General features: G+C 52.3%; 13 protein-coding genes. 10 read left to right on the top strand and 3 right to left on the bottom strand.

The genetic code is table 11. From position 1 onward, the window contains the following. The first annotated feature begins 1 nt into the window (after position 1). The 3 genes from BMY63_RS06735 (at position 2) to BMY63_RS06725 (ending at position 3,400) form a co-directional block, all read left to right on the top strand. Positions 2-1,381, top strand: coding sequence for an efflux transporter outer membrane subunit (locus tag BMY63_RS06735; RefSeq protein WP_091915863.1), 1,380 nt, complete (start codon positions 2-4; stop codon positions 1,379-1,381). A 23-nt stretch (positions 1,382-1,404) separates the two neighbouring features. Next, positions 1,405-2,184, top strand: a complete 780-nt coding sequence (lpxA, locus tag BMY63_RS06730) for an acyl-ACP--UDP-N-acetylglucosamine O-acyltransferase (RefSeq protein ID WP_091915573.1) — start codon at positions 1,405-1,407, stop codon at positions 2,182-2,184. A 181-nt stretch (positions 2,185-2,365) separates the two neighbouring features. Beyond that, the gene (locus tag BMY63_RS06725) at positions 2,366-3,400 is read left to right on the top strand and encodes a hypothetical protein (RefSeq protein ID WP_143065743.1); all 1,035 of its coding nucleotides are present in this window, start codon (positions 2,366-2,368) and stop codon (positions 3,398-3,400) included. A 24-nt stretch (positions 3,401-3,424) separates the two neighbouring features. On the opposite strand, the gene BMY63_RS06720 is transcribed toward BMY63_RS06725, so the two are convergent. Further along, positions 3,425-4,210, bottom strand: coding sequence for a radical SAM protein (locus BMY63_RS06720; protein WP_091915569.1), 786 nt, complete (start codon positions 4,208-4,210; stop codon positions 3,425-3,427). 161 nt (positions 4,211-4,371) lie between these two features. Between BMY63_RS06720 and BMY63_RS06715 the strand changes: the two genes are divergently transcribed. The 6 genes from BMY63_RS06715 to folK are packed head-to-tail and all read left to right on the top strand — an operon-like array spanning position 4,372 to position 8,666. Further along, positions 4,372-5,250, top strand: a complete 879-nt coding sequence (locus tag BMY63_RS06715) for a cell division protein FtsX (protein WP_091915567.1) — start codon at positions 4,372-4,374, stop codon at positions 5,248-5,250. A 15-nt stretch (positions 5,251-5,265) separates the two neighbouring features. Beyond that, entirely contained in the window at positions 5,266-5,493 is a 228-nt protein-coding gene (locus BMY63_RS06710; protein WP_177178408.1) for a DUF3098 domain-containing protein, read from the top strand. Positions 5,494-5,510: 17 nt separating this feature from the next. Then, positions 5,511-6,368 (top strand): undecaprenyl-diphosphate phosphatase, encoded by an 858-nt coding sequence (locus tag BMY63_RS06705; protein ID WP_091915564.1) that lies wholly within the window; start codon positions 5,511-5,513, stop codon positions 6,366-6,368. Next, the gene (gene truB, locus BMY63_RS06700) at positions 6,368-7,081 is read left to right on the top strand and encodes a tRNA pseudouridine(55) synthase TruB (protein WP_091915562.1); all 714 of its coding nucleotides are present in this window, start codon (positions 6,368-6,370) and stop codon (positions 7,079-7,081) included. Before BMY63_RS06705 ends, truB begins: the two co-directional genes overlap by 1 nt. 15 nt (positions 7,082-7,096) lie before the next feature. Continuing rightward, a complete protein-coding gene (gene queA / locus BMY63_RS06695; protein WP_091915560.1) occupies positions 7,097-8,215 on the top strand; it encodes a tRNA preQ1(34) S-adenosylmethionine ribosyltransferase-isomerase QueA in 1,119 nt (372 codons plus the stop codon). A gap of 25 nt (positions 8,216-8,240) precedes the next feature. Next, complete coding sequence (folK, locus tag BMY63_RS06690) at positions 8,241-8,666, top strand: 2-amino-4-hydroxy-6-hydroxymethyldihydropteridine diphosphokinase (protein ID WP_091915861.1); 426 nt, start codon at positions 8,241-8,243, stop codon at positions 8,664-8,666. An 84-nt stretch (positions 8,667-8,750) separates the two neighbouring features. On the opposite strand, the gene rpsO is transcribed toward folK, so the two are convergent. After that, positions 8,751-9,020 (bottom strand): 30S ribosomal protein S15, encoded by a 270-nt coding sequence (gene rpsO, locus BMY63_RS06685; RefSeq protein WP_091901434.1) that lies wholly within the window; start codon positions 9,018-9,020, stop codon positions 8,751-8,753. A gap of 257 nt (positions 9,021-9,277) precedes the next feature. Here rpsO and typA point away from each other — a divergent pair, with 257 nt between their 5' ends. Then, a complete protein-coding gene (gene typA, locus BMY63_RS06680) occupies positions 9,278-11,086 on the top strand; it encodes a translational GTPase TypA (RefSeq protein WP_091901436.1) in 1,809 nt (602 codons plus the stop codon). 614 nt (positions 11,087-11,700) lie between these two features. Here the strand turns inward: typA and BMY63_RS06675 are convergent. Then, positions 11,701-12,195, bottom strand: coding sequence for an S-ribosylhomocysteine lyase (locus tag BMY63_RS06675; protein WP_091901438.1), 495 nt, complete (start codon positions 12,193-12,195; stop codon positions 11,701-11,703). Positions 12,196-12,206: the final 11 nt, after the last annotated feature.

The raw sequence follows: 12,206 nt of genomic DNA, 5'->3' as shown, positions 1-12,206 counted from the left end.
TATGAAGAAACTGATGATATACATGTCCGCAGCCCTGCTGCTGTCGAGCTGCGGACTCTATAATAAGTACGAGCGCCCTGATGTGGATGTGACGGGTATCGTCCGTGATCCCGTCTCTCTGACGGATACGCTCGCAGTGACCGACACGACGTCTTTCGGTAACATGCCGTGGCGTAGTGTCTTCACCGACCCGCAGCTGCAGACACTCATCGAGACGGGCTTGCAGAACAATCCCGACCTGCTGAATGCTGCGCTGAACGTGCAGATGGTCAACGAGGCGCTGAAGATTGCCAAGCTGGCCTTCCTGCCCTCGCTGGCGCTCTCTCCGCAGGGAACGCTGACCTCGTTCGACGGTGCTGCCGCCACGAAGTCATACACGCTGCCTGTCAGTGCCAGTTGGAATGTCGATCTCTTCGGCAACCTGCTCAGCGTGAAGCGTTCTGCACAGATGCAGCTCGTGGCCACGAAGGACTACCAGACGGTGGTGAAGTGCAACCTTATTTCCGGCATCGCCAACCTCTATTACACGCTGCTGATGCTCGACCGTCAGGTGGAGATCGTCAGTGATATGGAGCGGTTGACCAAGGAGACCTGGGAGAAGATGCAGGTGATGAAGGACAGTCGTATCGGCTATCGTTCTACGGCTGTGCAGAGTGCCGAGGCCGCCTATTACAGTGTGCAGTCGCAGAAGGTCGACCTGTTGCGTCAGGTCCGTGAGATGGAGAACTCTCTCTCCCTGCTGCTCGGTCAGTCGGGACAGACCATCAGCCGTGGCCGTTTCGACGGTCAGACACTGCCCACCGATCTCTCGACGGGTGTCGCTCTTCGCATGCTTAACAACCGTGCCGATGTCCATGCCAAGGAGATGGCGCTGGCCCAGTGCTTCTATGATGTGGAGACGGCCCGTAGCCGTTTCTATCCGAACATCACGGTCACGGGTACGGCGGCTTTCACCAACCAGAACGGTTTGGTGAACCCTGGCAAGTGGCTTCTCTCTGCTGTCGGTAGTCTTGTGCAGCCCATCTTCCAGCACGGTCAGATCGTTGCTGGTCTGAAGGTGGCCAAGGCCCAGTACGAGCAGGCCTTCAACAACTGGCAGAGCGCCATTCTGAAGGCCGGCAACGAGGTGTCTAACGCTCTCGTCAGCTACAACTCCTATGCCGAAAAGGCTACCCTTGACGGTAAGCGTGTCGCCGTACTGAAGCAGAATGTCGAGGACACCAAGCGGTTGATGGAGTCGGCCAGCAACACCACCTATCTCGAGGTCATCTCTGCCCAGAGCAACCTGCTTAATGCCGAGATCTCCGAGGTACAGGATCAGTTCTACAAGATGCAGTCTGTGGTGAACCTGTATCAGGCCTTAGGTGGCGGTGTTAAATAAACTACAACTTAATTGTATTATATATGGCAAGTGAAATTTCCCCTAAAGCCGAGATAAGCCCAAAGGCGAAGATCGGTGAAAACTGTAAGATATTCCCCTTCGTGTATATCGAGGACGATGTGGAGATTGGTGACAACTGTATCATCTTCCCCTTTGTCTCCATCTGCGACGGCTCGCGTATCGGCAATAACAATAAGATCCATCAGGGTAGTGTGATCGCTGCCTTGCCACAGGATTTCAATTTCCGTGGTGCCAAGTCGTATGTGAGGATTGGCGATAACAACGTTATCCGCGAGAACGTGGTGATCAACCGCGGCACTCAGCAGGATGGTGTGACGGTCATCGGCAACGGCAATTTCTTATTGGAGGGTACGCATATCAGTCACGACACCGTGGTGGGCAATCACTGTGTGTTCGGCTATGGTGTGAAGATTGCTGGCGACTGTGAGATCGGCGATGGTGTGATTTTCTCCAGTAGTGCGATCCAGAATGCCAATACCCGTGTCGGTCGTCTGTCACTGATCCAGGCTGGTTGTACGTTCTCACACGATGTACCTCCGTTCCTGGTGGCGGGTGGTAAACCGCTGAAATATGGTGGTCCCAACACCACGATGATGAACGAGGCCGGCATCGACCCGAAGGTGCAGAAGCATATCGCCAATGCGTACCGTCTGCTGTTCCATGGTAAGACCAGCACGTTCGATGTGATCAACCAGATCAGGGAGCAGGTGCCCGACAGTCCCGAGATACGTGATATCATCCGTTTCCTCGAGAGCACCCAGCGAGGCATTATGTGCAAATAACAATCGAATCCCTGCCAATGGGCAGGGATTTGTTTGTTCTACCATATAGACGTGGAGGAGCCTGAGAAGATGACATACGGCTTCTACGGGGGCAACGTACAAAATCGTAGAGAATAAGATTCTCTGGAAAGGTCTGTATGTGGCGCATGAATCATTAATGAAACATCAAAATTTATATGATATGAAAAAACTTATCCTTTCATTGTTGTTTGGAGCTTTGGCGCTTCCGTCTGTTGCTCAGTTGATGACGGCACAGCAGGAAAACAAAGATACCACCATCAACGTCGTTGCCTTTTTCTGCAAGAACGACACCTTGACCTATCAATACCAAGACCTTAGAGCCAAGGTTAAGGACAATGACACGATTGTGGAGCGCCAGATGCTAAGTACATTTCAATTGATTGTGAGAGACTCTACAGCAACCAGTTACGAGATAGAGTGCATACCATTGGAGACGAAAGTCGATTTCGGTAAGGATACCCTGATGACACATATCATGCAGTCGCTTGTGGAGGCAACTGGAGACATCAATACGATTATCACCACAGACGAATACGGAAGAATAGAGCACATCAAGAACTGGAAGGAAATCAAGGAATTCTCACGAAAAATGATTAAGTCGTTCTTAGACTCACTGTACAGTTGCCGGCCTCAATTGAATGAAGCCTTACCACGGGCACGGTTCGAGTCGCAGATGACCCTTCAATTCGCTGATGAGAAGGCATATATTGAGAACAGCGCGGATCTTAAGTTGCTTTTCTCTCTGCATGGTAACTCATTCGCAATAGGCAAGACCGAAAGCGACGATACAGATGCCCACGGATGGCCAGAGCAAACAACCGTTGTCTGTGGCTATGATAAAAGCAGCGAGGAGTATGGTTTTGAGGATGATTATTTCATAAGCGGACGGACTGTTACGACCATTCCTAAAGAAGACCTCAAAGAGACCATAGGCAACTATATCAATTTGACATTGAGTGATGAGTATGCTGGGAAAGTCAATGATGAAATAAAAAAGCAGGAACTTGAGGATGCCACAGTGACTGATGTAGAGCAATACAGCTACTTTTACAATGGTTGGCCCAGCGAGATGGAACACTTGAAGCAAATAGAGATCATGGGGACAAAGATCATTGACTATAAGAACGCAATATGGACTTCCCGTGTCTGGGGCATCTATGACAATCAGACCGAAAGCAGCCCTACTGACATCTGATAAAGTGTAATTTGAAGAGAAGTCTTAATAGGAAGCCGTGCAGGGGATGCCGGCAGCGATGACCCTGTCGCGAATGGCGTCGAGTTGCTCGTGTGTCGCTTTGAGCAGACCCTGTGCAGGCGTCTCCCGGTCGATGGTGTAGATCATCACCTGTTGTGGTCTGATCGCTTTCACCGCCTCAAGCCACGGGCCTACGTACTCCTCACCGGTATTATCCACTGACTCCTGACTCCCGATTTCTGTCTCCCCCCTCATAAACATCGTCTGGATAATCAGATGTCCGTCGAAGGCCTTCATCTGTTCGATGATCTGATGTACGTCGTATGCACCGTTTGGACGGTCCACCTTCTGGATGTAGGTCGGGTCGATGGTGTCGAGCTTCAAGATATTATTGTCTACCCGCATCAGCGCCTCGTGAACCTGTGGACGATGGATGAAGGTTGAGTTGCTCAGTACCGACACCTTGGCCTCGGGACAGTACTGGTCGCGCAACCGGATCGTGTCGTCGATGATCTCTGCGAACTGCGGATGACAGGTCGGCTCTCCGTTGCCAGCGAATGTCAGCACGTCGGGCAACTGTCCGTCGGCAGCCATCTTCCGGAGCGTCTCTTCCAGATGCTTGGCTACCTCCTCGCGCTTGGGGAAGGGAAGGGTAGGACGGTGGTCTTTATTGAAACCACACTCACAGTAGATGCAGTCGAACGAACATACTTTCCCGTCGGCTGGCAACAGGTTGATGCCCAGTGATATGCCCAGTCGGCGACTGTGTACGGGACCGAAGATGGGCGAGGGGTAGATGATGGTACTCATAACAGGATGCAAAAGTACAAAAAAGGCCACAGATAACACAGATTTTCAAGAAGTTTTTTCCATCAATCCGTGTTAATCTATGAAATCTGTGGCAAAAAAATTTGCGCGTTCGCTTAAAATGTTGTAACTTTGCAAACTCAATTACGTACGTAAAGTAGTTCATGAAGAGACGTAGGAAGTATGCCGGCAATCATCGTGGCGTACAGTTGGTGACACTGTGTATCAGCACGGCGATGGTCTTGGTGCTGTTAGGTCTGGTTGTTTTTTCCGTACAGACCTCGCGTAATCTATCGCAGTGGGTGAAGGAGAACCTGACGGTGACGGTGATGCTAAGCGACGATGCGACGCAGGCCGATGCGAAAGTGCTGTGTAAGAATCTCCGTCAGCGTCCCTACTCCAAGAGTGTTGAGTTTGTCACCCGTGAGCAGGCCTTGAAGGAACAGACGGCGGCGATGGGTTCCGACCCTTCCGAGTTTCTGGGTGTCAATCCTTTCCCTGCTACCCTCGAACTGCAGATGTGGTCCGACTATGCGAACCGTGACTCCCTGAAGTGGATTGCCGCCGAGTTGCGGAAGAATGCGAAGGTGACCGATGTGGCTTATCAGGTCGATCTGGTTGACAGTGTGAACCGTAATCTGGGAAAGGTGAACGTCCTGCTGTTGGTACTGGCTCTGTTGCTGACCTTTGTCTCGTTCTCCCTGATCAATAACACGGTGCGCCTGAGTGTCTACTCGCGTCGCTTCACCATCCACACGATGAAGTTGGTCGGTGCCTCGTGGAATTTCATCCGTCGTCCTTTCATGCGACAAGGACTGATGGTGGGCATCGTTGCCGCCCTGATCGCCAATGTCGTATTGGGCGCTTGTGCCTATGCGCTCTATTGCTATGAGCCCAATGTGATGACCATCATCACATGGCGTGAGCTGCTGATCACCGCGCTGGCGGTCTTCCTGTTCGGCATCATCATCACCGAGGCCTGTTCGTATATCTCGGTGAACAAGTTCCTGCGGATGTCGGCCGGTGAGCTGTATAAGATTTAATGAATAGAGGATATCATTATGGATAAGAAGAATTTTGCGTTTGATAAAGTGAATTTCATCCTGCTGGCAGTCAGCATGGTTGTGGTCATCGTCGGTTTTCTGTTGATGATAGGACCGAACACCTCTGCCGAGGCTTTCGAGCCCGACATCTTCAGTGTGCGTCGCACGAAGGTAGCGCCGGTGATATGCCTGATCGGCTTTATCTCCATGATCTATGCTGTCGTAAGAAAACCGAGGGATTAAGATAATATATTTGAAGAATGGATTGGATTCAGACGGTTATTATAGCAATCGTTGAGGGCCTGACGGAGTTCCTGCCGGTGTCGTCGACAGGACATATGATTATTGCACAGAACCTGTTAGGCGTGCCTCAAGGCGATCCCTTCGTACACGCCTTCACCTTTATTATACAGTTTGGTGCCATCCTGTCGGTGGTATGCCTGTATTGGAAACGCTTCTTCCAGTTCGATAATACACCGGCTCCCGAGGGTAGCTCTCTGTTCCAGCGTCTCAAGCACAAGTATTATTTCTACTGGTTGCTCATCGTGGGTGTGCTGCCCGCCGTGGTGATCGGTCTGCTGGCCAAGAAGTCGGGTCTGCTCGACTGGCTGCTCGACAGTGTCGAGGTGGTAGCTGTGATGTTGGTGGCAGGAGGTGTGTTTATGCTCTTCTGCGATAAACTGTTCAACAAGGGGAACGAGGAGAACAAGGTTGATGAGCGCCGTGCTTTCAAGATCGGTCTCTACCAGTGTATCTCCGTCATCCCCGGTGTGTCGCGCTCGATGGCCACCATCGTGGGTGGAATGACCCAGGGTCTCACCCGTCGGCGCGCTGCCAAATTCTCGTTCTTCCTGGCTGTGCCGACGATGGCGGGTGCTACTCTGCTCGACGTGCTCGACCTGATGAAGGAGGAGACGTCCTGGGCCACCAGTCATAATATCGCCATGCTGCTTCTGGGCTGTGCCATCGCCTTCGTCGTGGCCCTGTTGGCCATGAAGTGGTTTGTCAACTATCTCACCAAGTACGGCTTCAAGGCCTTTGGTTGGTATCGCATCGTGGTGGGCACCATCATCATCATCTTGTTGCTCACAGGGCATTCACTCGCAATGGTTGACTAATGAATTTTCAGGAAGGAGCATACATATATATCAACAAGCCATATCGGATGTCGAGTTTCGGGGCGTTGGCGCATATCCGTTATCTCGTCTCCAAGCGGCTGAGAGTTAAAAGAGTCAAGATGGGGCATGCGGGGACCCTCGATCCCCTGGCCACAGGGGTGCTGATCCTCTGCACGGGCAAGGCCACGAAGCAGATAGAGGCACTGCAGCTCCATTCCAAGGAATATACGGCGACGCTCCAGCTGGGAGCTACCACGCCCAGTTTTGACCGTGAGCATACGGTCGACTACACTTATCCGACGAAGCATATCACCCGTGAACTGATCCTGCAGACACTGCCTCAGTTCGTTGGTGACATCATGCAGGTACCACCGGCCTATTCCGCTTGTATGGTCGACGGTCATCGCGCCTATAAGATGGCGCGTCGGGGTGAGGAGGTAACCTTAGCGGCCAAGCCGGTTCATATCGACGAGATCGAGCTGACCGACTTCGATCCGGCGACGATGCAGATGTCGATTCGTGTGGCCTGTGGCAAGGGCACCTATATCCGGTCGCTGGCACGCGACATCGGTTACGCACTGAACAGTGGCGCTTTCCTGACGGCGCTCTGTCGGACACGGTTGGGCGATGTGCGTATCGAGGACTGTCTGACGTTCGACGAGTTCCCTGCGTGGCTCGACAAGGTGATGAAGGAGGAAGAAACAATCAAGTAATTATATCAGAGACATATGAAGTTATCGCAGTTTAAGTTTAAACTCCCCGAGGAGCAGATCGCGTTGGAACCGTCATACCATCGTGATGAGTGCCGACTGATGGTTGTGCATCGTAAGAGTGGGGAGATCGAGATGACCAAGAAGGATGAGAACGGTGAGGATCTGAAAGACGAGGAAGGCAATCCCGTCTACCTTGATTTCCGCAATATCCTGGATTACTTCGACGAGGATGACACCTTCATCTTCAACGACACACAGGTGTTCCCCGCCCGTCTCTATGGAACGAAGGAGAAGACCGATGCCAAGATCGAGGTGTTCCTTCTCCGTGAGCTGAATGCCGACCTGCGCCTGTGGGATGTGCTGGTAGAGCCGGCCCGTAAGATCCGTATCGGTAACAAACTCTTCTTCGAGGAGGATGGACCGATGGTGGCCGAAGTTATCGACAATACGACTAGCCGTGGTCGTACGCTCCGCTTCCTGTACGACTGTCCGCACGATGAGTTTAAGCGTGAGCTGTTCGCTCTGGGTGCTGCCCCGCTACCTCGTTATATCATCGACAGACGTCCTGCCCATGAAGAGGATATGGATATGTTCCAGACTATCTATGCGAAGAACGAGGGTGCAGTGACGGCCCCTGCCACCGGTCTTCATTTCAGTCGTGAGCTGATGAAGCGCATGGAGATCCGTGGCATCAACTTCGCTTATATCACCCTGCACTGCGGTCTTGGCAACTTCGACCCCATCGAGGTCGAGGACCTCACGAAGCACAAGATGTCATCTGAGCAGATGTTCATCCCTAAGGAGGCTTGTGACATCGTGAATAAGACCAAACTGTCGGGTCACCGTGTCTGTGCGGTAGGTGTCAGTACGGCCCGTGCCACAGAGACGGCCGTCGGCACTGATGGCATGCTGAAGGAATACGAGGGCTGGACCAATAAGTTCATTTTCCCTCCCTATGAGTTCGGTATGGCGAATGCCCTGGTGGCCAACTTCTATCACCCCGAGTCGACGATGATGATGACACAGTGTTCGTTTGGTGGCTATGAGCTCGTGTACGAGGCTTATAAGAAGGCCGTCAAGAACGGCTATCGGTTCGGTTGCTACGGCGATGCGATGCTGATTGTGGATGATTGATGAGTCAGAAGTCGGGAGACGGGAGATGGAACATCAGGTGTATTTGGGTTTAGGTTCCAACCTCGGCGATCGTGAGGAGAATATACGAAAGGCAATCGCCCTGATTGCCGAACGAGTAGGCGAGGTTACCCGCCAGTCGTCGTTGATCGAGACCGAGCCGTGGGGCTATGAGTCGGCCAACAAGTTCCTCAACGGTGTCATCCTTGTGGAGACCGCCCTTACGCCCCGTCAGGTGCTTAAGGCTACGCAGAAGATCGAGCGTGAGTTGGGCAAGAGGCGCCGCCACGCCACGACGCGTGTCCAGTCTTCCATCTACCACGATCGTCCCATTGACATTGATATCCTGCTCTACGACGATCTGACCGTTGACGAGCCTGATCTGAAAATCCCCCATCCGCAGATGCAGCAGCGTGCGTTCGTGATGAAGCCCCTTGAGGAGATCAGCGACTGAACCACCCGGAAACGGTTCTTGACGACAAGACATAAAAAAAGGCCCGCAGCGATGCGAGCCTTACTTTTTGTTCTTGCTATTTGCTTACTTACGAAGACCGAGGGCCTTGATGATAGCACGATAACGATTGATGTCGTTCGTGTAGAGGTACTTCAGCAGCTTACGACGCTTACCAACGAGCATGGTCAGCGAACGAGCTGTGTTGTAGTCCTTGTGGTTCTTCTTCAGGTGCTCCGTCAGGTGAGAGATACGGTAAGAGAAGAGGGCGATCTGTGCCTCTGCAGAACCGGTATCTGTGGCGCTCTTGCCATACTGACCGAAGATCTCCTGCTTTTTAGCTTTGTCTAAGTACATAATAATTGTGATTAAATGATCTTTGCATAAACATCTTTCCGACGCGCTTCCTCCCTAATCACCAGGCGGTATACGTCGTGGGATGCTTCGGATTTTCCGAAATGCGGCTGCAAAGGTACAACTAATTCTGCAATCTGCCAAATTTTTCGGCCACAGATTTCATATCCGCATGCGTGTTCATGGAAAATTCTTCCGGAAAATCTGTGTTATCTGTGTCTTTTTTTGTACCTTTGCAGCCGAAAAATCAACGATTAGGTATGCAGGATATCAGAAACATTGCAATTATCGCACATGTTGACCACGGTAAGACAACGCTTGTGGACAAGATGATGCTGGCTGGAAATCTCTTCCGTGAGGGACAGAATCTCAGCAGTCAAGTACTCGATGCTAACGACTTGGAGAGAGAGCGTGGCATCACCATTTTATCAAAGAACGTATCAATCACCTGGAAGGGTGTGAAAATCAATATCATCGACACTCCGGGTCACTCCGACTTCGGTGGTGAGGTGGAGCGTGTGTTGAACATGGCCGACGGCTGTCTGCTGCTCGTCGACGCCTTCGAGGGCCCGATGCCCCAGACGCGCTTCGTGCTGCAGAAAGCCCTGCAGATCGGTCTGAAGCCGATCGTGGTGGTCAACAAGGTCGACAAGCCTAACTGTCGCCCTGAGGAGGTCTATGAGATGGTGTTCGACCTGATGTTCTCATTGAACGCCACCGAAGAGCAGTTGGACTTCCCCGTGGTCTATGGCTCCGCAAAGAACGGTTGGATGGGTGAGGACTGGAAGAATCCTACCGACAATATTACCTATCTGCTCGATAAGATTGTCGAGGTAATCCCTGCCCCGCAGCAGATTGAGGGAACACCTCAGATGCTCATCACGTCGCTCGACTATTCCAGTTACCAGGGCCGTATCGCCGTGGGTCGTGTACACCGCGGTCAGTTGAAGGACGGCATGCAGGTTACCATCAGTCACCGCGACGGTTCGCTGGAGAAGACCAGGATCAAGGAACTCCATATTTTCGAGGGAATGAGTCATGTGCGCACCGAGAGTGTCGACTGTGGCGATATCTGTGCTGTGATCGGTCTCGACCGTTTCGAGATCGGCGACACCATCTGCGACTTGGAGAACCCCGAGCCGCTGCCGCCGATTGCCATCGACGAGCCTACGATGTCGATGCTCTTCACGATCAATGACTCCCCGTTCTTCGGCAAGGAAGGTAAGTTTGTCACCTCACGTCATATCAATGACCGTCTGGAGAAAGAGCTGGAGAAGAACCTCGCCCTGCGTGTGGAGCCCTTCGAGGACTCTACCGACAAGTGGATTGTCTCAGGCCGTGGTGTGCTCCACCTCTCCGTGCTCGTCGAGACCATGCGTCGCGAGGGCTACGAGCTGCAGGTCGGTCAGCCCCAGGTTATCTATAAGGAGATCGACGGCGTGAAGCACGAGCCGGTGGAAGAGTTGACCATCAACGTGCCCGAGGAGTTCTCGTCGAAGATGATCGACATGGTCACCCGTCGTAAGGGTGAGATGACCTCGATGGAGAGTCAGGGCGAGCGCGTGAATATCGAGTTCGATATCCCCTCGCGCGGTATCATCGGTCTGCGTACCAATGTGCTTACCGCCTCACAGGGCGAGGCCATCATGGCCCACCGTTTCAAGGAGTATCAGCCCTATAAGGGCGAGATCGAGCGTCGTGTGAATGGTTCGATGATCTCCATGGATACCGGTAATGCCTTTGCCTACGCCATCGATAAACTGCAGGACCGTGGTAAGTTCTTCATCGATCCCGGTGAGGATGTGTATGCCGGTCAGGTGGTCGGCGAGCATGTCCATGACAACGACCTTGTGGTGAATGTCTGCAAGGCCAAGCAGTTGACGAACGTCCGTGCCTCTGGTACCGACGATAAGGCCCGTATCATCCCGAAGACCGTCATGAGCCTGGAGGAGTGCCTTGAGTACATCAAGGAAGACGAGCTGGTGGAAGTCACACCGAAGTCTATGCGTATGCGCAAGGTCATCCTCGACCACGACCAACGTAAAAAGGCTGCGATTAAGCGAGGATAGAGTTGAACTTGTTCAAACTCTATCGAGCGTGAGCAGGCTCGAGTGGATACTCAGGGCTGCGATTAAGCGAGGATAGAGTTGAACTTGTGTATTCTAAAATATACTGATAATCAGTTGTTTATGATGTATGCATGCAGTGCATGCACTGCATGCATACACCTAATTTTCGATTTTATTTTGTATCTTTGTTCCCTGACTTATATTGATAGCTCATGGAACAAGTACATCACATACATTTTCGCTCCCCTCCTGTGTGACGGATGACGGATGACAGATGGTTTCTGTAAAACCCTCACGCGTGTACGCAGGAACTTTCGGCGCCGCAAAAGTTCCTGCGTACACGCGAGAAAACTCTAAAAACATCCGTCATATCCGTCATCCGTCACAAATATATCCCCCCAACTATGGGTGAAAGAGATAATCCCTTTCGGTGAAAGAGACGTCATCTACGACTGATGGAGATAATCCCTATAGGGGTATAGGCCCTATCTCCATGACTCGTAAACCCTATCTGAACAACTCATAGGAGGCATCTCTTTAAGCCAAAGATCCCCCCCCCTGAAAGACCTAATATTGCGATGACAACGAAGAAGCTCGTTGTTAATAGCCTCGTGTTATGCGTCGGCGAAGACCTTGCCGTCGTCGAGGGTGATCTGGAGTTTGGTGTACTCGCAGTGGAAATCGTTCTGCAGACGGTCGAGGTAACGGGCGCTCTCCCACTTGCACATGGGGAGGTCGTGGAGCAGATAGTTGCCGCAGGCCTCTGGACGGGTGGCAGGCACCTCTGTCTGTGTGAGAATCCATTGGAGGCACGCGATGGTCAGACGACGCATGTCCTCGACGGTATATGAGCCTGTCATGATGATATACATGCCCGTGAGACAGCCCATAGGACCGACATACACTACATCATCCTTGGCCTCGCTGTTGCGGAACCATGTGGCCATCAGGTGCTCCAGACTGTGCATGGCGGCAGGCGCCACGGCCGGCTCCTGGTTGGGCTCGGTAATGCGCAGGTCGAAGGTGGTGAACCCCTTGTCCTCGCGTGATACGTAGATACCTGGCTTCAGGTGGGTGTGGTCGATGGTGAAACTCTGTATAACTTCCATAATGCTTTCTG

It is taken from the genome of Prevotella aff. ruminicola Tc2-24, assembly GCF_900110895.1.
Lineage (GTDB): Bacteria > Bacteroidota > Bacteroidia > Bacteroidales > Bacteroidaceae > Prevotella.
The sequence above is the reverse complement of the archived record's forward strand: the minus strand, read 5'-3'. Positions and strand labels throughout refer to the sequence as shown.